The organism is Kitasatospora sp. NPDC094028, assembly GCF_049543595.1.
Taxonomy (GTDB): Bacteria; Actinomycetota; Actinomycetes; order Streptomycetales; family Streptomycetaceae; genus Kitasatospora.
In genome coordinates this window covers 1-24,492 of record NZ_JBMVFA010000032.1, presented here as the reverse complement: position 1 = coordinate 24,492, position 24,492 = coordinate 1, and the positions used below count along the sequence as shown (strand labels likewise).

Annotated in this window: 18 protein-coding genes; 10 read left to right on the top strand and 8 right to left on the bottom strand. The window is 71.6% G+C overall.

What is annotated here, in order from left to right:
* Nucleotides 1-641 precede the first annotated feature (641 nt).
* The 6 genes from ACPC54_RS33110 (at nt 642) to ACPC54_RS33085 (ending at nt 8,363) form a co-directional block, all read left to right on the top strand.
* Entirely contained in the window at nt 642-3,389 is a 2,748-nt protein-coding gene (locus ACPC54_RS33110; RefSeq protein WP_498970140.1) for a helix-turn-helix transcriptional regulator, read from the top strand.
* A gap of 102 nt (nt 3,390-3,491) precedes the next feature.
* Entirely contained in the window at nt 3,492-4,232 is a 741-nt protein-coding gene (locus tag ACPC54_RS33105; RefSeq protein ID WP_498970139.1) for an alpha/beta fold hydrolase, read from the top strand.
* Between the two features lie 138 nt (nt 4,233-4,370).
* Entirely contained in the window at nt 4,371-5,558 is a 1,188-nt protein-coding gene (locus tag ACPC54_RS33100) for an extracellular solute-binding protein (protein WP_498970138.1), read from the top strand.
* Nucleotides 5,530-6,453: a carbohydrate ABC transporter permease gene (locus ACPC54_RS33095; RefSeq protein WP_498970137.1), complete on the top strand. Its 924-nt coding sequence runs from the start codon at nt 5,530-5,532 to the stop codon at nt 6,451-6,453. The genes ACPC54_RS33100 and ACPC54_RS33095 overlap by 29 nt, the downstream gene beginning before the upstream one ends.
* A gap of 77 nt (nt 6,454-6,530) precedes the next feature.
* Nucleotides 6,531-7,283 carry a carbohydrate ABC transporter permease gene (locus ACPC54_RS33090; RefSeq protein ID WP_498970197.1) on the top strand — a complete coding sequence of 251 codons (753 nt, stop codon included), beginning with the start codon at nt 6,531-6,533 and terminating at the stop codon, nt 7,281-7,283.
* Nucleotides 7,284-7,406: 123 nt separating this feature from the next.
* Nucleotides 7,407-8,363 carry an AraC-like ligand-binding domain-containing protein gene (locus tag ACPC54_RS33085; RefSeq protein WP_498970136.1) on the top strand — a complete coding sequence of 319 codons (957 nt, stop codon included), beginning with the start codon at nt 7,407-7,409 and terminating at the stop codon, nt 8,361-8,363.
* Nucleotides 8,364-8,552: 189 nt separating this feature from the next.
* On the opposite strand, the gene ACPC54_RS33080 is transcribed toward ACPC54_RS33085, so the two are convergent.
* The 4 genes from ACPC54_RS33080 to ACPC54_RS33065 all read right to left on the bottom strand — a co-directional run bounded on the left by ACPC54_RS33080 (nt 8,553) and on the right by ACPC54_RS33065 (nt 13,544).
* A complete protein-coding gene (locus ACPC54_RS33080; RefSeq protein WP_498970135.1) occupies nt 8,553-9,119 on the bottom strand; it encodes a recombinase family protein in 567 nt (188 codons plus the stop codon).
* 724 nt (nt 9,120-9,843) lie between these two features.
* A complete protein-coding gene (locus tag ACPC54_RS33075) occupies nt 9,844-11,220 on the bottom strand; it encodes a hypothetical protein (protein WP_498970134.1) in 1,377 nt (458 codons plus the stop codon).
* A gap of 397 nt (nt 11,221-11,617) precedes the next feature.
* Nucleotides 11,618-13,231: a hypothetical protein gene (locus ACPC54_RS33070; RefSeq protein WP_498970133.1), complete on the bottom strand. Its 1,614-nt coding sequence runs from the start codon at nt 13,229-13,231 to the stop codon at nt 11,618-11,620.
* Between the two features lie 10 nt (nt 13,232-13,241).
* The gene (locus tag ACPC54_RS33065; protein ID WP_498970132.1) at nt 13,242-13,544 is read right to left on the bottom strand and encodes a universal stress protein; all 303 of its coding nucleotides are present in this window, start codon (nt 13,542-13,544) and stop codon (nt 13,242-13,244) included.
* 310 nt (nt 13,545-13,854) lie between these two features.
* On the opposite strand from ACPC54_RS33065, the gene ACPC54_RS33060 reads away from it, so the two are divergent.
* Complete coding sequence (locus ACPC54_RS33060; protein WP_498970131.1) at nt 13,855-15,423, top strand: oleate hydratase; 1,569 nt, start codon at nt 13,855-13,857, stop codon at nt 15,421-15,423.
* Between the two features lie 166 nt (nt 15,424-15,589).
* Nucleotides 15,590-16,216, top strand: a complete 627-nt coding sequence (locus ACPC54_RS33055; protein ID WP_498970130.1) for a hypothetical protein — start codon at nt 15,590-15,592, stop codon at nt 16,214-16,216.
* A 939-nt stretch (nt 16,217-17,155) separates the two neighbouring features.
* Here ACPC54_RS33055 and ACPC54_RS33050 read toward each other — a convergent pair.
* Nucleotides 17,156-17,953 carry a universal stress protein gene (locus tag ACPC54_RS33050; protein WP_498970129.1) on the bottom strand — a complete coding sequence of 266 codons (798 nt, stop codon included), beginning with the start codon at nt 17,951-17,953 and terminating at the stop codon, nt 17,156-17,158.
* A gap of 38 nt (nt 17,954-17,991) precedes the next feature.
* Entirely contained in the window at nt 17,992-20,403 is a 2,412-nt protein-coding gene (locus ACPC54_RS33045) for a phosphoketolase family protein (RefSeq protein ID WP_498970128.1), read from the bottom strand.
* Between the two features lie 318 nt (nt 20,404-20,721).
* On the opposite strand from ACPC54_RS33045, the gene ACPC54_RS33040 reads away from it, so the two are divergent.
* Together ACPC54_RS33040 and ACPC54_RS33035 are read left to right on the top strand one after the other, a co-directional pair.
* Nucleotides 20,722-22,380, top strand: a complete 1,659-nt coding sequence (locus ACPC54_RS33040) for an oleate hydratase (protein ID WP_498970127.1) — start codon at nt 20,722-20,724, stop codon at nt 22,378-22,380.
* Between the two features lie 61 nt (nt 22,381-22,441).
* Complete coding sequence (locus ACPC54_RS33035) at nt 22,442-23,314, top strand: universal stress protein (protein WP_498970126.1); 873 nt, start codon at nt 22,442-22,444, stop codon at nt 23,312-23,314.
* Nucleotides 23,315-23,713: 399 nt separating this feature from the next.
* Here ACPC54_RS33035 and ACPC54_RS33030 read toward each other — a convergent pair whose 3' ends face one another.
* Nucleotides 23,714-23,812: a sigma 54 modulation/S30EA ribosomal C-terminal domain-containing protein gene (locus ACPC54_RS33030; RefSeq protein ID WP_498970196.1), complete on the bottom strand. Its 99-nt coding sequence runs from the start codon at nt 23,810-23,812 to the stop codon at nt 23,714-23,716.
* A 5-nt stretch (nt 23,813-23,817) separates the two neighbouring features.
* Nucleotides 23,818-24,492 (bottom strand): amino acid kinase family protein (locus ACPC54_RS33025; protein ID WP_498970125.1); only part of this gene is annotated, 675 nt, incomplete at its 5' end.

Genomic DNA, 24,492 nt, shown 5'->3' with positions numbered 1-24,492 from the left:
CTGGCGAGGGTGGCTCGCCGCACGGCTGGGCGGCGGCGCCACCGGCAACGGGGCGTTCAGGAGGGGAAGTCCTTCCGGCGCCATTCATACAAGGAGTGGAACGGCTGGACAAACATTCAACAAGCCGAGGTTCCGGCGGCTCCGCCCGACTCGGCCGGCGCTCACCGCGCGTGGCATCCACTCCTCGGAGAAGGCCCCGTCTGCACGTTTCCCGGAAGACCAACGCGCTTGCAGGACAATGAAGTTCGGGCCGCTGGTACCGAAGCGACGACGATCGGCGAAGCCACCTGACCGCGCCGCTCCCCGACCACGGGCACGGCCGGGGCGAGCCCGCTTCCGGGCCGACCCCGCGACCGGGAAGGTGCACGGACCGTCACGTCGCCGTGCACCACCGGAACATCCCCGCCGACCCCCTCCCCAGCCTGGACGGCGGATCCGCCGCCCCCGGTCCACGGCAGCCCCCGGGGCCCGAAACGGGACCACCGCGCCGCCCGCACGACCCCGCCCCACCGGCTGACGGCCGGACCGCCGCCACCTTCGGTGAAGCGGCCGACCACCCACGGCGTACCCTCTGGAGCCGGGAACAGCGGCACGGACGGAGCCCGGCTTCGGCAGGCGTGGGCGGACGGGAAGAAGCTCGAATGGCAGGGTCAGGCGGTCCGCTGTCCCATCGCGGCCTGCGCGGCCGGGAGGCCGAGCTCGCAGAGCTCCAGGCGCTGATCGCCTCGGTGGCCCGTACCGGGAGCGGGGGGCTGACCCTGATCCAGGGGGAACCAGGCATCGGCAAGACCACCCTGCTCGCCGAAGCCGCCGCCCGGGCCGCCGCGGCGGGGTTTTCCGTGGGCCTCGGCAAGGCCGATGAGCTGCACCACATCGTGCCGCTCTCGTCGTTGGCGGCCAGCATCCTGCACGGCGACCGGCCGCTGCTGTCCGACGACGACCTCGCCGATCTCGCCCGCAACCACGACCAGCGGATCTGGCTGGTGGAGCGCCTGGCGGAGGCGATCGAGGCCAGGGCCACCGACACGCCGGTGCTGATCGGTCTGGACGACGTTCAGTGGGCCGACGCGCTGAGCCGGTTCGCCCTGCAGCAGCTGCCGACCCGCCTGCGGACCTCGCCGGTCCTGTGGCTGCTGACCGGGCGCCGGGAGCCCGCCTGCCCGGCGGAGGAGATCGTGGCGGCCGCCGCCGGCAACCTTCCGACGGTCACATTGTCCCTGGGCCCGCTGTCCGGCGCGGCCATCGGTCAACTGGCCGACGACACGCTCGGACCGGCGGTCGACGCACGGGTGCGGGACCTGCTCGACGGCGCCGGCGGGAACCCGTTCCTGGCGATCGAGATGCTGGCCGGACTGCGGACTGCCGACGCCTCGCAGGACGTCATGCCCTCCCGGCTCGTCGTCGGCGTGCGCGGCAGGCTCCGATCCCTGCAGCCCGGCACGCTGCGCCTCCTCCAGATGGGCGCGGTGCTGGGCCGCCGGTTCGGCTTCGAGGACGCCGCCGCGCTCTGCGACCGCCCGGCCGCCGCTCTGCTCCCCGCACTTGAGGAGGCGGTGCGCGCCGGGCTCCTGGACGACGACGGCGACCACCTGGTCTTCCGGCACGATCTGCTGCGCCAGGCGGTCTACGCCGACATCCCGCCGTCGGCCCGGAAGGCCCTGCACCGCGACGCCGCCCGCCGCCTGGTCACCGCCGGCCGGCAGCCGATCGAAGCGGTGCCGCACATCCTCCGGGGCGCCGTGCCGGGGGACGAGGAGGCCGTGGCGCTGCTGCGGCGGGCGGCCGACGACGTGCTGGCGGTCACCCCCGGCGCGGCGGCCGACCTCATGCTGCGCGCCCTCGGCCTGTCGCCGGCGGCCGGGGAGTTGAAGTTCGAGGTGGGCGAGCAGACGATCCTCTGCCTGGCCCGGGCCGGCCGCAACCGCGAGGCGCTGGAGACCGGCGACCGGCTGTTGGCCGACCGGCCGCCGCTGGAGACCTTCGGCCGGCTCCAGTCCGCCCTGGGCTGCGCACTGTGGACCATGGACCTCGCCGAGGAACTACGCCGCCGAGCCGAGGCCGCGCTTGCCGCCGGCGGCTCCGCCCCGGAGATCTGCGCCCGGCTGGCCGCCCTGCGAGCCCTGGCCCTGTCCCGGGGTGGTGACCTGGCCGCGGCCCGGGAGGCCGGCGAGACCGCGCTGCGGACCGCCACCGCGATCGGCGACCGGGAGGCCCATGTGCTGGCCCTGTCCGGGCTGGGCGAGACTGCGCTGAACGCGGGGGAGAACGCGGTCGCGCTGCAGCGCTTCGCCGCACTCAGCACCATCGACTCCGCTTTCCTCCCCGAGGAGGTCGTCGCGCACGTGCACGTGGACGACTTCGCCTCCGGTCAGCGCCTGCTCCTCCGGGCGGCGGACCGGGGCGGGGCGGTGCGTCAGGCCATGCTGCTCTGGGCCCAGGGCCAGCACGACCTGGGGCTCGGCCGCCTCGACGACGCCGAGGCCGACTTCGTGACCATGGAACGCCTGGAGGACGAGGTGCGGGTGCCCGTCCAGCAGGTGAACGGCCGGGTGATCCGTTCCCGGATCGCCCTGCTGCGCGGCGACCGGGAGGCGGCCCGGGAGCACCTGCTCGCCGCCCGGGAGGGACTGGCCGTCAAACCGAACCCGGGCAACACGGCCGCGGTGCGCTTCCTGGAGGCCGTCCACGCCGAGGCCGACGGGGACATCGGACTCGCCGTCGACCGGATCCGCCAGGTACAGCGGCAAGGACCCTTCATGCGGTGGCGGTTGCTGCGCGACTGGGTCGACGCCGCGGTCCGGATGTCCCTGCGCGGCGGGGAGCACCAGCTCGCCGAGGACCTGGCCGAGCAGGCCGAGGCCCACGCCGGACGCAACCCAACCGTGCCGACCGCCACCGGCATCGCGGCGCAGGCCCGCGGGCTCGTACGGAACGACCCCGCCGTGCTCGAACACGCCGTGGAACTTCTCGGCGCGAGCCCCCGCCCGCTGACCCGGGCCGCCGCCCACGCCGATCTCGGCCTGGCCCTGCTGGCCGCCGGGCGGCGTAGCCTGGCGGTGGCCGCGCTGGCGCACGCGGGGGGCACCTTCGCCGAGGCTGGTGCCCATGCCGCCGCGGTACACGTCCAACGCGCCCTGGTGGGTGCCGGAGGCGAAAGCCGCAGGGCGGCCACCGTACGGCGACCTGTTCAGGGCTGGGGCGCCCTCACCACCTCGGAGCAGAAGGTCGCACGCCTCATCGCCCAGGGCCACACCAACCGGTCGGCCGCCGACGTGCTCGTGGTGTCCCCGCACACCGTCAACACCCATCTGACGTCCGTGTTCCGCAAACTGTCGATAGGCTCCCGGGTCCAGCTCGCCAACCTGGTCGCCTCCCTTCCCGAGGGCTGAGCGGGCACGTTGGTACGTTCACGCGATGCGCCGACACGGCCGGACCCGCTTGGTTGGGACGTCGCCCTGTCCCACTCCGCCACCCAGTCGAAGGTCCCCGGCATGCATAGCCCCACCCCCGCTTCACCGACCGTCGTACTGGTTCACGGGGCGTTCACCGACGCCTCGTCCTGGTCGGAGGTCATCGGCCGGCTGCGCGCCGCCGACATGACGGTGTACGCCCCTGCGAACCAGTTGCGCGGCCTGGAGCATGACGCCGCGTGCGTCCGGAGCCTGGTGCGCGAGCTCGGCACCCCCGTCGTCCTGGTCGGTCACGGCTACGGCGGCGCGGTGATCACCCAGGCGGCCGATGACGCCGACCAGGTGGTGGCCCTGTGCTACGTCGCCGCGTTCGGCCTCGACGCCGGCGAGTGCGTGCTGGACATCATCAACCGCTTCGCCCCCTCCCCGCTGGCCGACGCCGCCATCACCGCGGCGCTGCCCCCCGGCCCTGACAGTGCGGTGTCCATCCGTGCGGAGCGGTTCCGGGAGGTGTACGCCGACGACCTGCCACCGTCGGTCGAGCAGGCGCTCGCCGCAGCACAACGCCCGGTCTCCTGCGGCGCGCTGACCGACAGATCGGGCTCGCCGGCTTGGGCGGACAAGCCGTCCTGGTACGCCATCGCGACCGCCGACCGGATGCTCAACCCCGCCGCCCAGCGCTTCATGGCCCAGCGCATGGCGGCCACGGAGTACGTGCTGGACGCCTCGCACGCCGTCCCGCTGTCGCGCCCCGACGCCGTGGTGGCGATGATCCGGGAGGCCAGCGGGCACGCCACGGGTGCTCCCGGGGGTGGTGTTTAATGTGCGTTCGAATGGAAGAGTCCGTTCGAACCCAGACACTCAGGCACCCAGGCACCCCGCAAAGGCACCAGCATGATCTCACCGGCCAGATCGTCGGCTCGGCGGATCGCAGCCCTTCTGACCGGGATCCTTCTCCTGGTGCCGGCCGCAACCGGGTGCGGTCACAGCAGCGGTTCCGGGTCGGCCGGGGGCGAGGTCACCGCCATCACCGCACTCGACTACTACACCGACGAAGCCGAACACGCCCAATGGGGCGACCTGCTCACCGCGTGCGGCCGAACGGTCGGAGTGCGGGTCGAGCAGACGAGCGTCCCAGGGGCGTCCCTGATCCCCAAGGTCCTGCAGCAGGCGTCCTCGCGGACCCTCCCCGACCTGCTGATGCTCGACAACCCCGACCTTCAGCAGATCGCCGGAAGCGGCGCACTGACCCCGCTGGACGGCGACGGCATCGACGCCGACGGTTTCGCCCAGGGCATCGTGTCGGCGGGAACCTACCAGGGCAAGCTGTACGGACTGGCCCCCAACGTCAGCACCGTCGCCCTGATCTACAACAAGGACATGCTCGCCGAGGCCGGCGTCGCCGTCCCGCGAACCTGGGACGAACTGAAGGCCGCCGCGGCCGCGTTGACCCGTCCCGGGCGCTACGGCATGGCGGTCGACGCGAACGCCACCTTCGAGGGCACCTGGCAGTTCCTGCCCTTCCTGTGGTCCAACGGCGGTGACGAGCGGCAGTTGGACACCGTCCAGGCCTCGCAGGCGCTCCAGCTCTGGGTCGACCTGGTGAAGAGCGGATCCATGTCGAAGTCGGTGCTGAACTGGACGCAGGCCGACGTCCACGACCAGTTCGTCGCCGGACGGACGGCCATGATGATCAACGGCCCGTGGCGCATCCCGGCCCTGGAGAAGGACGCGAACCTGCATTGGGGAGTGGCCCCCGTGCCCGTCCCCCGACTCGGACAGAGTCCGGTCACCCCGCTAGGCGGCGAGGTGTGGACCGTCCCGCAGAGCCCTTCCAGGGCGCGGCAGGAGAAGGCCGCCCGGATCCTCGCCTGCCTGAACTCCCCCGCGAACATGCTCACCCTGGCCCAGGAGCACCACACCGTTCCCTCGCGCACCTCGGTGGCCGCCCAGCACGCCGAGGAGAACCCGTCGATGGCCGCCTTCGCCCAGAGCGTGGCGGCGGCGCGCGCCCGTACCAGCGAACTCGGCGTCGAGTGGCCCAAGGCGGCGACGGGGATCTACACCGCGATCCAGTCCGCGCTGACGGGTGAGCAGACACCGGAGGAAGCCCTCAGCCATGCGCAGCAGACCGCGACCGGCCACTGACCCGTTGCCGGTTCGGCGCGGGGAGCGATGGGCACGGTGGCTGTTCATCGCGCCCGCCGCCGCCTACCTGCTGCTGTTCTTCGGCTACCCGGTCGTCGAGAACGTCGTGATGAGTTTTCAGCGGTACACCGTCACGAGCTTCTACACCGGTGACGCCCCGTTCGTGGGGCTGCGGAACTACGCGGCGATCCTCTCGTCGAGCCACTTCCCCCGAACCCTGCTGACCACGGCCGTGTTCACGGTCGGATCGGTCCTGGGGCAGTTCACCATCGGCCTGGCCTTCGCCCTGTTCTTCCGGCGCCGCTTCCCGCTCGGCGGCGTGCTGCGATCGCTCCTGCTGCTGCCGTGGCTGCTGCCGCTGGTCGCTTCCGGAACCACCTGGAAGTGGATGCTCGACCCCGACACCGGAGTCGTCAACGCGGTGCTGCGAGGCCTCCACCTCCGGTCGTCCGGCGTCCCCTGGCTCACCGGCACCTCCGAGGCGCTGCTGTCGGTGGTCCTGGTCAACATCTGGGTCGGCGTCCCCTTCAACACCGCGATCCTGTACGGCGGTCTGCAGGACATCCCCCCGCACCTGTACGAGGCGGCGAACCTGGACGGCGCCGGCCCGCTGGCCTCGTTCCGCCACATCACCTGGCCGCTGCTGCGGCCGGTGGTGAGCGTGGTGCTCGTGCTGGGCGTGGTCTACACCGTCAAGGTGCTGGACGTCATCCTGGTGGTCACGGGCGGAGGACCGGCCGACGCCACCGAGACCATCGCCACCCAGTCCTACGAACTGTCCTTCCGGCAGTTCGACTTCGGGCGCGGCGCCGCGATGAGCAACCTGCTCATCGTCCTGTCGCTGGTGTTCGCCGTCCTCTACCTGCGCGCCGACCGACGCGCCCGGACCGTCTGAGAGGCGATCCCGTGAAGCGCCCACCCGGCCCCGGCGGCCAACTGTCCACCCTCGTCGGGATCGTCCTGCTCTCGCTGATGCTGTTTCCCGTCTACTGGCTGGTGAACGCCTCCCTCCAGCCGGCCGGCAACACCCTGCGCGGAGGGTGGTTCCCGCTCCATCCGGACCTCAGCGGGTACGCCACCGCGCTGCGCGACCAGGGGCGCAACCTCGTCACCAGCCTCGTGGTGGCCCTCGGCAGCGCGGTGCTCAGCCTGGCACTGGCCGCGCCGGCGGCACACGCGCTGGCCCGGTTCCGCCTGCGCGGCACCAACGTCGTGCTCCTCGGCATCCTGACCACCCAGATGGTGCCGAGCATCGTGGTGGCCAACGCGCTCTACGGTGCCTACAACGACCTGGGACTCCTGAACTCCCACCTCGGGCTGATCCTCGCCGACTCCACCGCCGGCATCCCCTTCGCGATCGTCATCCTGCACTCGTTCATGCGGAGCATCCCCGAGGAGATCATCGAGGCCGCGCGGGTGGACGGCGCGGGCCGGCTGCGCGTCTTCCGCTCCGTGGTGCTCCCGTTGAGCCGAAACGCATTGGTCACGGCCGGTGTCTTCACCTTCCTCTTCGCCTGGAGCGACTTCCTCTTCGCCCTCACCCTGACCACCACGGACACCGTCCGGCCGATCACCCTGGGCGTCTACCAGTACCTCGGCGCCCACACCAACCAGTGGAACGCCGTGATGGCCACCACCGTCCTGGCGTCGCTGCCCGCCGCCGTCCTGCTCGTCGTCGCCCAGCGCCACGTCACCAGCGCCGCCACCGGTGCGGCCGTCAGATGAGGGTCACGTCCCCGATCTAGTAGGTTCACGCGATGCCCCGCCCCCGGGCCCGCTGGCATGGTGGTCCGGACGGCACGGCGGTGGACGGGACCACCGTCGGCCGACCGACCCGAGGGGAACCCGGTGCCTGTATCTCTCTCCACCGCGCGACTGTCCGCCTCCGACCGGGCCGAGAGCTGGCACGAGGCGGTGTCCCGCGCCTACGTGCCGATGGCAGTGGACTTCCTGGAGAAGGTGCCGTCGCCCGGGGCGATCGTCTGCCAGCAACTCGGCCCGGTGCGGATATCGAGGGTCCAGGCGGGGCCCCAGGTGGCGACGCGCAGCCGGCGCATGATCGCCGAGGGCGGCCCCCCGTCGCTGATCCTCACCCTGCAGGAGCGTGGCACCTCGCTCAAGGAGCAGGACGGCAGGGAGTCGGCCATCCGGCCGGGCGAGTTCTCCATCACCGACACCTCCCGGGTCTTCCGGACGAGAGTGGACGAGGGGTTCGTCTTCACCTCCTTCCTTTTCCCCCGCGCGGAGTTGGACGTCCCGGAGCGGGACCTGCGGGCGCTGACTGCGACCTCGTTCAGCGGGGCCGAGGGCAGCGCCGCACTGGTGGCGACCTACCTCTCGCAGATGGCGCGCGAGGCGGAGGGGCTGGACGAGGCCGTCGGCCGTCGGGCCGCGGCCACCGCGCTCGACCTGCTGGCGCTGCTGGTCGACGACCGGTCCGGGCGCTCCCGGCCGCAGGCCTCCCGGAGCGCGGCCTCGCTGGAGCGGGTCAAGGAGCACATCCTGCGCAACCTCCGCGATCCGGACCTGTCGCCGTCCACGATCGCGGAGGCGAACTTCATGTCGGTCCGCTTCCTCCACAAACTCTTCCAGCTCGATGGCACCACGGTCGGCGGGTGGATCCGGACCCAGCGGCTGGAACGGTGCAGCCGAGACCTCCTCCGCCCGATGGCCGCGGAACTCGGGGTGGCGGGGATCGCCCGCCGCTGGGGCTTCGCCAACTCCAGCCACTTCAGCCGCGCCTTCCGCGCGGCCTACGGCATGACACCGAGGGACTGGCAGGTCGGCGGCAAACCGGCGCGATGACCCTCCGCCGCCTGCGACACCTCCGCCCCTGGGGCCCGGCCATCTGGCGGAGCGCCACCGGGTCGCTGCCCCACCCCGCACGGCAGCACGCATGATGCCCCGGCCCACTCAAGCGCGCTGTCCGTTCGCGGCGATCGGCATCGGCCTGGTAGCCGGCTTCGCGTCCACGACGATCTCGGATCGCCCGGCCTACGCCGAGCTCCTGGCACATTCCCGTTGTCGTACTCGTGCTTCGAGTTCGGCGGGCGGGTGCCAGCCATCGATGGTGGGTGTCGTGTAGAGGCGGGCCTTGGGGCCAAGGAGGAGCTGGCGGCGGTGTTCCTGGTCGGCTCGGGTCCAGGCGTCGGCGAAGGTCTGGTAGTCGAACAGGTTGCGGCGCTTCTCCCCTCGGAGATCCTTCATCGCCACGGTGACGTGGTTGAGCTGCTCGGTGTGGTCCTCACCGGGGATGAACCTGCGCACCATCATCGCCAGGTCGGCCAACCGCGCGACACCGGCGCAGTCCTTGGCCGAGCGGAACGCCCGGTCGACCTTGGCCCACAGCAACGCGTCCCACTCGCCCTGCCGCTCGGTGAGCCACGGGCCCAGGTCCGGGCGCTTCCACGGCGTGACCTCGGCGGAAACGTCCAGGTCCTCGAAAGACCCGACGATCTCCCACTCCTTCGCCAGCGCGTGCCGGGTCGCCGACTCCGCCTGGACCAGGTGGGAGACCTTGCCCTCGTTCCCGTGCGTGTCCGAGACACGCGAACCCACCACTGCCCGAACCGGCCCCGAAGCCGTGTTGATGCTCACAGGAGGTCCCCTGCCGCCCAGGCCAGCGGACACCCTCGAACAGCCCACACTCGAACGAGTGGACTCTTTTAGAAAAGGCGTCCATCCGCTGGAGGATCGACCTCATCGTCACCACCCCTGGCCTCGCCGGCACCTGCATCGCCGCCTACGTCGAGCGCGCCGACTCCCACGCCGAGCGTTGGTCCGACCACGCCCCCCGTCACGGCCGAGTTCGACTTTGGCGATAACTGACCCACAGGAAGCCACAGTTGAGAAGAGCCCAGAGGCCACCCCGGCCTGCGGCACCTCCCCACCTCAGGCCCACTCGCACCAGCGAACGAGGCCTGCTATCTCGCCCGGCCGGCTTTTGACAAGTCGATTCGTCGCACCGCCTCCCGCCAGGGACATCGCGACCGCTGACCGGCGGGCAATTAGGGCCTTGTGGCACCAACACAGGATCAGCCAGGTGGGCTTCCTGTGTCCCCTACGGGCGTACTCTCACCAGCGAGAGTATGCCCGTAGGGAACGGCACCTGCTTCAAATCACGACATCAATCGCAATCGAGCTGCTTCAGTGGAGGCGTCGAAGCCGCGTACGACCCGCAGGTAGGTGGCGACGGTGAACGTCTTCCGCCGCAGCGCCCGTTGGCCAGCAGGCCGGGACGAGTGTGGCTGCCAGGGGCTCGGAGACGGACCCGGCAGCGGCGGCGTCAATGGTCCTTGGCCGGAAGGACCCGCAGGGCGAGCACGGATCCGTCCGGGTGGATTGAGACGGGGCCGTCCCAGTCATCGTCCCAGGTGTCGGTCGGCCAGGAGGCTCGACGGGCGTGGGCCTCGTCACGGTAGCGGGTGAGCCGGCGCTTCGCGAGGTGGTCGAAGAGGTTCTGGGCGACGCCCGAGAAGGCCTCCACCCGGGTGCGGTTGAGGCGGAACACGTGGTCGGTGCCGACGAACGGGAGGCCGAGGAGTTCGTGCTCCGCGTCCTGGACGCTGCCGATCGCGGCGTGTGAGATGCCCTCGTAGCGCTTTCGGCCCTGCCGGTTGGTGAGGTAGGGGACGGTGGCGTCCGCATCGCCGGCGAAGGCGGTCAGGCCGGCTGCGCCGGTGCGGGCGAGGGCGTGCTGGAACCAGGCGTAGTGCCCCGGTTGGATGTGGAAGCCCGGTACGGGTTCGGGGGTCTCGCCGTCCCGCACGGGCGGCTGGATTCCGGGGAAGATGTTGTCTTCGTCGAGTTCCTTGTCCAGGTCGCGTGCCGAACTGGCCAGGTGGCTGAGCTTGCCGCCGTTGCCGCGCGCCTGCAACGCGTGGATGGTCATCGGCCCGTCGACGGGCAGCTCGGTGCTGAAGATCAGGGCAGGCGTGTCGGTCCATCCGCCGATGTGTACGGCGTCGGCGTGGACCGCGGCGGAGGCCAGTTGGGCGTGGGAAACGGAGGCGCCGCTGTGGTTGCCCTTGCAGGCGATCGGGAAGACCCGCGAGGGCTGGCCGGGCTTCCACACCTCGGCGAAGTACTGGGGGCGGTAGCGGTAGCCGACGGATATCCCGGAGTCCTTGCCGGTCACGGCGAAGCCTGCTCGCAGCGCGGTGTCGGCGGGGACGATGGACACACTGTGGTCCGGATAGCGCCTGGTCAGGACGTGCTTGGCCAGGGCGAGCGCGAAGCCGACCCCGAGTTCGTCGGACTGCAGCGCCTTGTAGTAGTCCGCGGTGTCGCGGCCCTCGGCCGACAGGGCCATGAAGGTGCCGAGCGTGCCTTCCAGCGCCTGGCTGTACTTGAGGCAGCCCCAGTGTTCCGCGAGCCCACGTCCGGCGCCGCGTCGCGAGAGCGCGATCGCGCGCCCGAGGGTGTGCAGCACCTCCAACGGCGCCAGCTGGACACCGTCGCCGAGTTCCTTGGCCGGTACGGATTGAAGGCCCTGCTTGCGGCGCAGCGTGTCGAGTTCCTTCTCCTGCCGTTCCTCGTCGTCCTTCGCCGCGGCCGTTTCCACCTCGCCGAGCAGCTTGGCGGTGGAATGGACCGAGGCGTTCGACGGCTGAGCGAGCTGCCGAAGCACCTCGCGGATGTCCTTCAACCCGTTGTCCTCCATGCGTTTCCCCCAACTCTCCAGCATCGCAGGGCAGATGCTGCACCTTAGGCCGCACCCTCGGGGCGCGTGCTAGGGGCGTACGCGAGCACGACTGGCCCCCGGGCCAAAGGGTGCGTGCTACACGAACGAGGTTTCCCGAAACGCTTCTGGGGAGACCCCATCCCGCCACCCCTGTTGGCGCGGACAGACGCGAGTGCGGCGGTCCGGACAAGGCCGAACCGGCTGACCCCGATGCGGTTCGTGATGGCCTTCGGCGTGGTCAGCATGCTCGCGGACTTCGTCTACGAGGGCGCCCGCGCGATCACCGGCCCCTACCTGGCCACCCTGGGCGCCTCCGCGACCGTGGTCGGGTTCGTCACCGGCTTCGGCGAGGCCGTCGCCCTGGTCTCGCGGCTGTTCACCGGATGCCTGTCGGACCGCACCGGCCGGCACTGGGCCTTGTGCAGACCCCATCGCTGCTCCGCACTCCGCCAGAAGATGGGGACCGATCAGGCGCGGGCGGCGCTGACGGCGAAGGAAGCTCAGTGGGCTGCCGGTCCAGCGGGCCGGAGACGTAAGCGTCCATGCCCGCTGCAGCCAGGGGGTGGAGGGGAGCCGTCTCGTGATCGCCGTGCAGACGCAGCAGTACATGGTCGTCACCAACCAAGCAGTCGGTACATGGGAGGGTGTGGGACAGCATGCGGGCGAAGTCATCGCAGGCCGCCTGGACATCCACCTTGTCGAGGCCGAGCCAGACGTGCAGCGTGCCGTCCTGGACCGATAGCTCAACGTCGATGCGGGCGTCGGCCGCCTCGGCAGCTTCGCCGCACCACGTCAGGGTCTCGTCCAGCGCGCCAAGGTGGACGAGGAGCGGGCGGAAGATCTCTTGGCCCATATCGTCACGAATCGTGACGCCGGTGGCCTGAGCCTGGTGATGCCACCACTCCTGCACAATGTCGCGAACCGAGGCGGCCTGCGGCCCGCTGCTCAGTGCTCGCCTTACGGCGTCTGCCGCGTTGCGCCGGACCAGACTCATCGCGTCGGGCCCTGGGCTGACGGCCATGCGGCGCAGAAGCGAGCCGGGCCCGATGCGCGTGTCGTCGAGGACCTTCCGGTACAGCTCTCGCAGCGCGGCCGGCGCCGACGTCTCATCCGGCCCGAGCAGGTGACCGACACGTTCTGCCCAGGCAAGAAACGCCTTGGTGTCCCCGGTGGCGAGAAGGTCGGTGCCGAGGTCGCCGCGGGCACGCATGCGAGCGCGCTGCCGTTCCGTCTGCCAGCCGAGGCCCTCGAGTTGGGCGCGCAGGAGGTAGACGAGCAGGTCCCGTTCGGGGGCAGGGAGATCATCAACGACGCCGTTGACGGGGGTGGCAAGGATGTCGAGGATGGCCTCGGCGGTCGCCTTCTTGGCCTCCGGTTTTCCGGGAGTTCCGGGCAGGCGCTCGGTCCACTGGTGGACCCGGCCCCGAGCGTCCCGCAGCCCGACCGTCGCTGTGTAGCCCTTCAGGTGGTCTGGCCCCGAGACGTCGAAGGTGTACTCGTGGTCGATGCCGTACATGGTGGCCAAGGTGGCGAGGACGGTCACCGGGTCGTGCTGGTGGGCCAGGCCGGAGAGCCACTCATCGAGGAGAGCGGGTCGGCGCTCAAGTAGCCGAGGCCCGTGGATGCGCCAGGCTGCGGCGACGACAGCCTGGGTGGCGTTCGACACCGCCGTGCGGCCCTGTCCTCTCTCACCGCGGCCTGTTAGCAGTCCTTCCGTGAGCTGGAGAGCAGCACCGAGCTGGGCGGTGTCGTCGTCAGACGAGGTGAGGATGCGTGCCTCGTCTTCGTCGGGGGTGAGGCTGTGCGCGAGAGCCTGCCGGACGCGGACGTGGGCGGCAAGGTGGTCCACCACATGCGAGCCGTGGTGGGCGAGGAGCTGGTTGTCACGCTGGCGGGCGGCGGTCGCCGCCGCCTGGCATTCGTAAACCCAGGAGGCATGCGTGAGAGCCTGGGCGAGGAGACCGTCCGCGCGGCGACCGAGCTCGAACATGGCCGCCAGGTCACTCGGTCTCGGTCTCCACACTGGGGTGCCACTCCTCGACGAGCTTGCGTGCCTGCGCCAGGACGATGTCGCCCCCGACCCGGAGGTGATCGTCCAGCAGTCGCGGGGTGTCCTCATCCGGATCGGTCTGCGGCCACTCCAGGACGTCGACCAGCCGCAGAGCCCGGCCGGTGCGGGCGGCCTCGTCCGCCGCCCAGGTCACGGCTCCTCGGCTGGCCGCGGAGCGGCCGACGCCGACGACCAGGGGCCCGAGTAGGGACACGGGCGCGGGCACGGCGGGGGTCGGTCCGGGACTGTTCATGGGTCTCCTCCTCGGGTCCTGCGGTAGGTGTGCGCCCGATCAACCCTTCCTTCGCGCACGCTGTTCAGCAGGGTCCACGCTGCCCTGCGGCAGGGCCCGAAGGTCCCGGTCCGCCGGTCCCGCGCACCCGGGAGCCACCGGGACCGTCGTTCCGCCATCGGTGACCAATGGCCCAACGACCCGTCGGCCGACTCGGGAGCAAGCTGTCGTCACACCCGATCGATGGACTCGATCGCCCGGCGTCGACCGCCGGGATCGCTGCTCATCCAGCCGATGGCAGTTCAGTGCACGACAGTTGAGGAGATCTCCGATGCCCAAGGCCCACCTGGTCGGAGGCGGCATCGCCGCCCTGTCCGCAGCAACGTTCCTCATCCGGGACGCGGGTTTCGCCGGCGACGACATCCACCTCTACGAGGGCCAGGACGAGGTCGGCGGCAGCCTGGACGCGGGCGGTACGCCCGAGACGGGGTACACGATGCGCGGCGGCCGGATGTTCGAGGCGCAGTTCCGCTGCACGTACGATCTGCTGTCCGGCATTCCGTCGCTGGACGACCCGTCGAAGTCGGCTACCCAGGACATCCTCGACTCGCACGAGGAGTCCCCCTGGGACGACACCGCCCGCCTGGTGCGGGCAGGCGGCGAGATCTGTGACGGACACGCCATGGGCTTCTCCGAACGTCACCGGCTCGAACTGGTCAAGTGCCTCGCCACGCCCGAGCGGCTGCTCGACGGCAAGCGCATCACGGACTGCTTCGACGAGGGCTTCTTCACCACCGACTTCTGGTACATGTGGTGCACCACCTTCGCGTTCGAACCCTGGCACAGCGCCATCGAGTTCCAGCGCTACCTCAAGCGCTTCGTCCACCTCTTCCCGGAGTTCCAGACGATGTCCGGGATCTACCGGACCCGCTACAACCAGTACGACTCGATCGTCCGCCCGCTCACCGCCTGGCTCCTGGAGCAGGGAGTCCACCTCCACACCGGCCACCGGGTCGCGGACCTGGCCTTCCGGCACGGGCCCGGCACGAACGTCGAGCGCATCCACTTCACCGGCGCGCACGCCGACATCCCGGTCGCCGAGGACGACCTCGTGTTCGTCACCAACGGATCGATGACCGCCGACTCCGTCCTCGGCTCCCACACCGCCCCGCCGGCGAGCCCGAACACCTCCCTCAGCCCCGACTCCTTCCTGCTGTGGCACCGGATCGCCCGTGGCCGCCACGACTTCGGCAACCCCGCCGTCTTCGACCACCACCCGGACGAATCCACCTGGGAGTCCTTCACCGTCACCGCCAAGGACCCCGCCTTCCTCGACTGGATGGAGAAGTTCACCGGCCGCCCGACCGGCCGCGGCGGCCTGCTCACCCTCACCGACTCCCCGTGGCTGCTCACCGTCGTCGTCAACCGCCAGCCGGTCTACCAGCAGCAGCCCGAGGACGTATCCGTGTGGTGGGGCTATGGCCTCTTCCCCGACAAGCCCGGCACCTTCGTCAAGAAGCCGATGCGGGAGTGCAGCGGCGCGGAGATCCTCCAGGAGGTCCTCCAGCACCTGGCCGTGGCCCCCGACACCGCCGAGAAGATCACCGAGACCTCGACCGCCATCCCCTGCCTGATGCCCTACATCACCAGCCAGTTCCTCGTGCGCAGCCACGGCGACCGGCCGCGGGTGGTCCCGAAGGGCTCCACCAACCTCGCCTTCATCGGCCAGTACGCCGAGGTCCCCGACGACGTCGTCTTCACCGTCGAGTACTCCGTACGCACCGCCTGGGCCGCCGTCGCGCAACTGCTCGACCTCGACCGGCAGCCCCCGGCCGTCCACAAGGGCCACCACGACCCGCACGTCCTGGCCCAGGCCCTGCACACCATGCACCGCAAGTAGCCCGACCGGCTCGCCCCGGGGAGGCGGGCGCCGTCCGCCTCCCCGCTCCACCCGCACGACCCGGCCCCGGTGCCTGGGAGCCCGGCGCCTCAAGGCCCGGCCGACGGTCCTGTCCCAGCGCCACAAATCGACCGATCCACCGTGAAACCGACAAGGAGAGCTCGCCATGGCCGTCCACCACCCGCACCTCCCCCGGTTCACCCACCGCCTCACCACGGACCGGCGCCCGGTCGCCACCCGGCGCTCCCCGGAGGCATCGGACGCCGTCGCCCTGACCACCGGGGCAGGGCTCGCGATCGCAAGCGCCAGGATCACCGTCGGCTTCGTCTTTCTCTGGGCCTTCCTCGACAAGACGTTCGGCCTCGGCTACGCCACCGGAGAGGCCGGCTCCTGGCTCAACGGCGGCTCCCCGACGAAGGGCTTCCTCAGCCACGTCTCGGCCGGTCCGCTCCAGTCCACCTTCCACGCCTGGGCCGGGCAGGCCTGGGCCGACTGGCTGTTCATGCTCGGCCTGCTCGGCATCGGCCTCGCCTTCGTCGGCGGCGTCGGGATGCGCGTCGCCGCCGGTGGCGGCACCCTGCTGCTGGCCCTGATGTGGGCCGCCGAGTGGCCGCCCGCCCGCCACCTCGCCAACGGCGCCGCCAGCGGCTCCAGCAACCCCGTCGTCGACTACCACGTCGTCTACGCCCTGCTGCTCATCGCGCTGGCCGCCGTCGGCTCGGGCGATGTCTTGGGCCTGGGGCGCCGCTGGGCCGCCCTCCCGATCGTCCGCGAGCACGCCTGGCTCCGCTGAGACCCCACCGCCGTCCCGGAAGCACCGCACGCCGAGACACCGCTGCCGGAGCCGGCGGCACCGCCCCCTCCACGGGGAAGGTGCCGTCGGCTCCGGCGGTTTCCGGTTCAGCGCGCCCCTGATCTCCGACACCACACCGGCAGACATCGCTGCCGGCTGGGGCAGCCAGACCAAGGCCAGCGCACCGTGTCAGGCCGCGGTGCCCACCCGCCACGGCACTTCGACTCCCGGACACACGAGAACGAGGCTTCCCCTCGGGGAGCCTCGTTCTCGCGCGATGCGTCCGCGCCCGGTCAGGCCCGTCAGACGGCGTGCAGGCCGTGGGCCTCGCACACGGCACGTGCCTCCACCGTCTGGTCGCTGGTGGGCACCGGGGTGTCCGCCAGCGTGCATTCCAGCCCCAGCGCACGCCACTTCGCCATGCCGAGCTTGTGGAACGGGAGGACGTCGACCCCGGCGACGTTGCCCAGTGAGGCGGCGAAGGCGGCGACCCCCTCGACGTTCCCGACGGGGTCCGTCAGACCGGGAACGAGGACGAAGCGGACCCAGACCTCCTTGCCGAGATCCGCCAGACGGCGGGCGAAGTCCGACCGGGCAGCACGCTCGCTATGTGGTCCCGGGTGGCGAGCACCGACGGCGGCAGCGGCTCGCCGCCGCGGTCGGCCTCCCCGGTCGCGGGCGAGCTCGCGCCCCCGACGTGGAGCAGCCGCAGCGGCCGGCCGCTGCGGCTGCGCCTCCTGGGCAGCCCACTCGGCGGCGGCCGTGCTCGGTTCCGATCCGTCGACCCGGCAACTACGGCGTACGGCATGATGACGGCCCTCCCTCGGTCGACGGTCCCGGCGCGGATACCGGCGACCCCGGTGCGCGATCCACGATCGCGGTCGCCGCAGGCCGGTCCCAGGGGCCGAGCAGCCCCCGGGTGTGGCCTGAAGGTCCCGCTCACGCCTCCGGGACGATGACGACCGGGCAGAGCGTGTGGTGCAGGACGGCGTGGCCGACCGGGCCGAGCGCGCTGACCAGGACCGCGGGCCGCCTGCCCAGCACCAGCAGTCGGGCCTTGGCCGACGCCTCCACCAGCACCAGGCCCGCTCCGGTGCAGGCGGTGTCCGCGACGACGTCGACCTCGGGATGGGCGGCCTGCCACGGTTGGAGGGCGCGGGCGAGGAGTTCGTCCTCGTCGTCCTGTGCCCCGGCGGCCGAGGCGTGGACGACGTTCAGCGGCACTCCGTGGCGGCGTGCGGCGGCGAAGGCGAACTCCAGGGCGGCCTCGGCGGGCCGGCGGGCGTCCAGCCCGAGCACGATCTGCTCGCGCGGTTCCGGACCCGGCGGGTCCACCGGGAGCACCACGGTCGGGCAGCCTGCTCGGGCGGCCAGGTGCAGGGCGGTGGACCCGATGCGCAGTCCGGGGAAGCCGCCGGCACCGCGGGCGGCGACAACGAGCAGTTCGGCGTCCTCCCCCGCGGCCACCAGCGCCGCGGTGGCGAGGTCGTGGACCTCCTCGGTGCGGGTCTCCAGCTGCGGGTAGCGCACCGCCAGGACGTGGCGGACCTCGTGCAGCAGGGCGCCTGGGTCCGGCCGCCGTCCTGCCGACCAGCTGGGGAGCAGATGAGGCATCAGGGGCAGGGCGTGCAGGACGCGCAGCGGGCAGCCGCGCAGCAGCGCCTCGCGGGCGGCCCAGTCGGCGGCGGTCAGGCTGGTGTCGGAGCCGTCGACTCCGACGGCGACGGGTAGCTCCATGGTGCTGTTCTCCTGACGTTCGGCCCCCTGGTTTCGGGTCAGCCCTGCCAGGTCCAGTCGGTGACCTCGGGCAGGTCGGTGCCGTGCTCGCGGATCCAGTCGTGGTGGCGGGCACGTCGGTCGGCCATCTCCTGGCGCAGGGCGGCGGCGCGCACGGCCAGGCCGGGGACACGGTCGATGACGTCCATGACCAGGCGGTAGCGGTCCAGGTCGTTGCGGACCACCATGTCGAAGGGCGTGGTGGTGGTACCGGACTCCTTGTAGCCGCGCACGTGCAGCTGCGGGTGGACGGCCCGGCGGTAGGCCAGGCGGTGGATCAGCCACGGGTAGCCGTGGTAGGCGAAGATCACCGGCCGGTCCCGGGTGAACAGGGCGTCGAACTCGGCGTCCGGCATCCCGTGCGGGTGCTCCTCGGCGGGCATCAGCCGGGCCAGGTCCACCACGTTGACCACCCGGACGCGCAGGTCCGGCAGGTGCCGGCGGAGCAGGTCGGCTGCGGCCAGGACCTCCTGGGTGGGGACGTCCCCGGCGCAGGCCAGGACGACGTCGGGCATGGGGGTCCCCCCGGCCGAAGGCTGGGGGAGGGTGCCGTCCTCGGTCCCGGCCCATTCCCAGATCCCGGCACCGCGGGCGCAGTGGGCCCGGGCCTGGTCGAGGGTGAGCCAGTCGAAGCAGGGCTGTTTTCCGGCGACCACGACGTTGACGTAGTCGCGGCTGCGCAGCACGTGGTCGGCGGTGGCGAGCAGGGTGTTGGCGTCCGGCGGGAAGTAGACGCGGACGGCTTCGGGGCTCTTGTTGAGGACGTGGTCGACGAAGCCGGGGTCCTGGTGCGAGAAGCCGTTGTGGTCCTGGCGCCAGACGTGCGAGGTGAGCAGGTAGTTGAGCGAGGCGATGGGGGCGCGCCAGGGCAGCGCGCGGGTGGTGCGCAGCCACTTGATGTGCTGGTTGACCATGGAGTCGACGATGTGGACGAAGGCCTCGTAGCACGAGAAGAGGCCGTGTCGGCCGGTGAGGAGGTAGCCCTCCAGCCAGCCCTGGCAGGTGTGTTCGGAGAGGATCTCCATCACCCGGCCGTCGTGGGCGAGGTGTTCGTCGACGGGCAGGGTGTCGGCCTGCCACGCCTTGCCGGTCACCCGGTAGACGGCCTGGAGCCGGTTGGAGGCGGTCTCGTCCGGGCCGACCAGGCGGAAGTCACGGCGCTCGGCGGTGTCCGCCATCACCTGGGCCAGCAGGTCGCCCAGGACCCGGGTGGGTTCGTGCAGCGTCGCACCGGGCTTGTCCACGGGTACGGCGTAGCGCTCCAGCGGCGGCATCGGCAGGTCACGCAGCAGCAGGCCGCCGTTGGCGTGCGGGTTTGTGCCGAGGCGGCGGGTGGCTTCGGGGACGCAGTCGAGGACCTGCGCCGCCGGGCGCCCGAGTTCGTCGAAGAGTTCCTCCGGCCGGTAGGAGCGCAGCCAGTCCTCCAGCTGCCGCAGGTGCGCGGGGTTGTCGCGGACCTGGTCGAGCGGTACCTGGTGGGCGCGCCAGGTGCCCTCGACCGGCAGGCCGTCGACCTCCGCCGGGCCCGTCCAGCCCTTGGGCGTGCGCAGCACGATGAGCGGCCAATGCGGTCGGCGGGTGCTGCCGTCGGCGCGGGCCTCGTGCTGGATGGCGGCGATCCGGTCGAGGGCGGTGTCCATGGCCTCGGCCATGGCGCGGTGGACGGTGAGCGGGTCGTCGCCGCCGACGTACAGCGGGTCGTGGCCGTAGCCGCGGAGCAGCGCGTCGAGTTCGGCCTCGGGCAGGCGGGCGAGCACGGTCGGGTTGGCGATCTTGTAGCCATTGAGGTGCAGGATCGGCAGGACGGCGCCGTCATGGACGGGGTCGAGGAACTTGTTGCCGTGCCAGGAGGCCGCCAACGGGCCGGTCTCGGCCTCACCGTCGCCGATCACACAGGCGACCAGCAGGCCGGGATTGTCGAAGGCGGCACCGTAGGCGTGCGAGAGCGCGTAGCCGAGCTCACCGCCCTCATGGATCGAACCCGGCGTCTCGGGAGCGACGTGGCTGGGCACGCCGCCGGGGAACGAGAACTGGCGGAACAACCGGGCCATGCCGGCCCCGTCGCGGGTGACGTCGGGATAGGTGTCGGTGTAGCTGCCGTCGAGCCAGGAGTTCGCGAGGACGGCGGGCCCGCCGTGCCCGGGGCCCCAGACGCAGACGGCGTCGAGGTCCCGTGCGCTGATCACCCGGTTGAGGTGGGTGTGCACCAGGTTGAGGCCGGGCGAGGTGCCCCAGTGGCCGAGCAGCCGGGGTTTGATGTGCTCGGGGCGCAACGGCTCGCGCAGCAGCGGGTTCGCCATCAGGTAGATCTGGCCCGCCGCAAGGTAGTTGGCGGCCCGCCAGTGGGCGTCGAGCGCCCGGATCTCCGCCTCGGACGGTCCACCGGGAGCCGAACTGGGATTGACGGACATGGCTGCGCACTCCTCGGGTCTGTCGGCTTCACCGACCGCCGACGGTCGGCCGACCTTCATCCTTCCCTCCTCGGCCGAGGTCCGCGCAGGGCCGAACAGGCCCCGTTCCACGGGATACCGGGGGCCGGTGGTCCCTGCTGTCCACGACCTCACCCGAACGGCCCCACGCCGCGCCCCGATCCCGGGACGTACGGCCCCGAAGTGGGGACCGCCGGCCCTGCGTCCGGGTGCGTCGCGTGCCACAGGCTGGCTGGCACCTGCACGACCCGTGCAGGCGCGCCGCACGGCGCGCGGACGCGTGGACGAGTGGGACAGATCATGATCGACAGCGGGCGCGGGACGAAGGCCTACCTGGTCGGCGGCGGCATAGCGGCACTGGCCGCCGCGGCCTTCCTGATCCGCGACGGCGAGTTCCCCGGCGAGAACATCCACATCCTGGAGCAGCTCCCGCTGACCGGCGGCTCGCTCGACGGGCGCGGATCCCCGGAACGGGCGTACGTGACCCGGGGCGGGCGCATGCTGGAGGACGAGGCGTACACCTGCCTGTGGAACCTCCTGGAGACGATCCCCACCCTCGACGACGAGAACGTCTCGGTGCGGGACGAGATCGTCCGGTTCAACCGGGACTGCCCCACCCGTGCCAGGGCCCGGCTGATCGACCGGGACCACCGCGTCCTCGACGCCGCGCGCCTCGGTCTCGACACCCAGGACCGGATCGAGCTCGCCCGGCTGCTCGTCCTGCCGGAGTCGGTGATCGGCGACCGCCGGATCGACGAGTTCTTCTCCGAGCACTTCTTCGCCACGAACTTCTGGGCGATGTGGCGCACCACCTTCGCCTTCCAGAACTGGCACAGCGCCATCGAGCTCAAGCGCTACTTCCTGCGCTTCCTCCAGGAGTTCCCGCGCATCCACACCCTGGCGGGCGTGCGCCGCACCCGCCTCAACCAGTACGACTCCATCGTCCGGCCGCTCACCCGGTGGCTACAGGAGCACGGTGTGCGCTTCGAGCACGGCGTCACCGTCACCGACGTCGACTTCACCGAGCAGGACGGCATCCGTCGCGCGAAGCGCCTCCACCTGCTCCGCGACGACCACCGGGAGAGCATCGAACTCGCCGACCTCGACCTGGCGTTCATCACGCTCGGCTCGATGACCGCCGACGCCGCCTACGGCGACGACGACACCGTGCCCGAGCTGATCCGGGACAAGCGGGACGGCAGTTGGACGCTCTGGGAGACCCTCTCCCGCAAGGCACCGGACTTCGGCCAGCCGGCGGTCTTCAACGGCAACGTCGGCGAAGCCGCCTGGGAGTCCTTCACGTTGACCATGCGAAGCCCCGCGCTGCTCAAGCGCATCGAGGAGTTCAGCGGCAACGCCCCGGGCACCGGCGCGCTGATGACCTTCAAGGACTCCCCCTGGCTGATGTCGATCGTCGTGCCCCGTCCGCCGCACTTCGACGGCCAGCCCGAGGACGTCTTCACCCTCTGGGGCTACGGCCTGTTCGTCGACACGCCCGGCGAGTACACCGGCAAGGCGATGGCCGAGTCCACCGGGCAGCAGATCCTCACCGAACTCCTCGGCCAGCTCGGCTTCGACGACATCGCCGACGAGGTCCGCGCCACCACCACCGTCACCACCGTGATGATGCCCTACATCACCAGCCAGTTCGCCCGCCGCTCGGTCCACGACCGGCCCCGGGTGATCCCGCACGGTGCCCGGAACTTCGCCTTCCTCGGCCAGTTCGTGGAGATCCCGGAGGACGTCGTGTTCACCGTCGAGTACTCGGTGCGCGGCGCCATGCACGCCGTGTACCAACTGCTCGGCCTCGACAAGCCGATTCCGCCCGTCCACCACGCCCTCTCCGATCCGAAGACGGCGTTCCGGGCGCTGAAGACCGCCTTCGGCCATTCGGGACCTTGGGCCCCGCCTGCGGACCCGGCCGACCCTGGGATGCACGATCGCCCTCGGCGAGGCTGATCCCGGGCCTCAGGCGGTTGCGCCGGAGGCGGTCCCGAGCAGCGGAAAGTAGGGCCCTTCCATGAGCAAGTACCTCCTGGCCGGTATCGACGGTTCGGCCGAGAGCACCGCAGCAGCGCAGTGGGCGGCCGACGAAGCGGTGCGCCGCGGCCACGCCCTGCGACTCGTCCACGCCTGGACCTGGGAGGACGACGTCCACGCCGATCCCGGCCAGCCGGCGCAGGTGCGCGCCCTGACCGAGCGCATGCTCGACGACGCCGCGCGGCAGGTGCGCTCGGCCCACCCAGGGCTGGAGGTGCACACCGGCCTTCTGCCCGGCCACGAGCCGGCCGCGTCCCTGCTCGCTGCCGCGGCCGAATCCGAACTGCTCGCCGTCGGTTCGCTGGGCCTGGGCGGCTTCGAGGGTCTGCTGGTGGGATCGGTCGGTCTGAACGCCGCGGCACGATGTGACGTGCCCGTCGTCCTGGTCCGGGCCGCGCAGACGCAGCAGGCCGACGCCCGCGACGCCGCCGAGGTGGTCGTCGGCATCGACACCCGTGCCCCGGCGGACGAGGTCGTCGACTTCGCCTTCCAGGAGGCCGCGGCCCGCGGCACCGTGCTGCGTGCCGTTCACGGCTGGACTCCTCCGGCGGTCTGGGGCTACGCGGGCTGGGTGGCACCGCGGATCGAGACCGAGCAGTTCCGCACCATCGAGGACGAGTTGCTCAGCCAGGCACTCAGCATGTGGCGGGACAAGTACCCGCACGTCGCGGTGGTCGAGGACAGCCGCATCGCCGGCGGCGCCGGCGCGGTGGTGGACGCGTCCTGCGACGCCGCACTCGTCGTGGTCGGCCGCCACCGGCGCCGCCACCACCTCGGCCTGCGCCTCGGACCGGTCGCCCACGCGGTGATCCACCACGCACAGGCGCCGGTCGCCGTCATCCCGCACGACTGAAACGGCGCAGGTGCCCTCCGGGGTACCGGGCGCAAAGCGATGACGCTCCGATGCCGCGTCCACCCCAGGTGGACGCGGCATCCGGCTTCCGGCCTGCGCTCGACCTGCGCCCGCGCCGGTCAGTGCTCCGCGAAGTGCGTGGGTTCGGCGGGCATCGGCAGAAGTGAACGACCGGCAGACAAGGATCACCCCCGACGCGGCAGCGTGGATCCGCACTCAGCAGTGCGTGTGGAACAACCTCGCGTCCAAAGCAGCACCCAAGGCCACGGCCCGCCACCATGGCTTCGGTGGCGGGCCGTGCGCGCGGATGTCCAGGGCCGCTCCAGGGCGGCCGGAGGACGGCCCCAACCGCTCCCCCGGTCGCATTACCGGTCCCGGCTGGCCCCCGGCTCGCGCTGGCTATTGCGCGGGTGTGATGAGGCCGTAGTGGCCGTCGTAGCGGTGGTACAGGATGTTGCCACGACCGGTCTCGCCGTTCGTGAAGAAGACGAACGGCAGGCCGCTCAGGTCGAGGCGCGAGAGCCGGCCGGCAGGGCCTCATGGTCCGGCTTCCCTCCCCCGAGGGCGGCCCGGACGGTGGTGCCGGTGGTTCCGAGGAGCGTGCCCAGTGCGTTGTCCAGCGGGCCGATGGCGGCGATCCGGCCGGTCCGCTCGGCGAATCCGGCGGCGGCGTCGGCCTTGGGGCGCATCGAGCCCTCGGGCAGGGCCAGTTCGCGCAGCCGGCCGGGGGTGGTGGTGACCAGCGGGCCGGGGTGGGTCGCACCGTAGTGGGTGAACACGTGGGTCACGTCGGTGAGGATCAACAGGGCGTCGGCGTCGAGCTGTTCGGCGAGCAGGGCGGCGGTGAGGTCCTTGTCGACGACGGCTTCGACGCCGCGTACCCGGTCGGTGTCCGGATCGCGGGTGACCGGGACGCCTCCCCCTCCGGCGGCGATCACGACCGCTCCGGCCGCCAGCAGGGCGCGGACGGCGGGGAGTTCGACGATCGCCTTCGGCTGCGGGGAGGGCACCACGCGGCGCATGCGCGCACCGTCGCGCGCCGTGGTCCAGCCGCGTTCGATCTCCATCATCCGGGCCTGGTGGTCGGTGAGTTGCCCGCCGATGAACTTGCCCGGCCGCTGGAAGGCGGGATCGTGGGGGTCGACCTCGGTGTGGGTCACCAGTGCGGTGACGGCGCG

Bases quoted from the DNA above. Each gene is read 5' to 3' on its own strand.
- ACPC54_RS33035 (WP_498970126.1), top strand. From the start codon at position 22,442: ATGAGCAAGTACCTCCTGGCCGGTATCGACGGTTCGGCCGAGAGCACC.
- ACPC54_RS33045 (WP_498970128.1), bottom strand. From the start codon at position 20,403: ATGTCCGTCAATCCCAGTTCGGCTCCCGGTGGACCGTCCGAGGCGGAG.
- ACPC54_RS33110 (WP_498970140.1), top strand. From the start codon at position 642: ATGGCAGGGTCAGGCGGTCCGCTGTCCCATCGCGGCCTGCGCGGCCGG.
- ACPC54_RS33060 (WP_498970131.1), top strand. From the start codon at position 13,855: ATGCCCAAGGCCCACCTGGTCGGAGGCGGCATCGCCGCCCTGTCCGCA.
- ACPC54_RS33055 (WP_498970130.1), top strand. From the start codon at position 15,590: ATGGCCGTCCACCACCCGCACCTCCCCCGGTTCACCCACCGCCTCACC.
- ACPC54_RS33070 (WP_498970133.1), bottom strand. From the start codon at position 13,231: ATGTTCGAGCTCGGTCGCCGCGCGGACGGTCTCCTCGCCCAGGCTCTC.
- ACPC54_RS33095 (WP_498970137.1), top strand. From the start codon at position 5,530: ATGCGCAGCAGACCGCGACCGGCCACTGACCCGTTGCCGGTTCGGCGC.
- ACPC54_RS33105 (WP_498970139.1), top strand. From the start codon at position 3,492: ATGCATAGCCCCACCCCCGCTTCACCGACCGTCGTACTGGTTCACGGG.
- ACPC54_RS33090 (WP_498970197.1), top strand. From the start codon at position 6,531: ATGCTGTTTCCCGTCTACTGGCTGGTGAACGCCTCCCTCCAGCCGGCC.
- ACPC54_RS33040 (WP_498970127.1), top strand. From the start codon at position 20,722: ATGATCGACAGCGGGCGCGGGACGAAGGCCTACCTGGTCGGCGGCGGC.
- ACPC54_RS33075 (WP_498970134.1), bottom strand. From the start codon at position 11,220: ATGGAGGACAACGGGTTGAAGGACATCCGCGAGGTGCTTCGGCAGCTC.
- ACPC54_RS33065 (WP_498970132.1), bottom strand. From the start codon at position 13,544: ATGAACAGTCCCGGACCGACCCCCGCCGTGCCCGCGCCCGTGTCCCTA.
- ACPC54_RS33050 (WP_498970129.1), bottom strand. From the start codon at position 17,953: ATGGAGCTACCCGTCGCCGTCGGAGTCGACGGCTCCGACACCAGCCTG.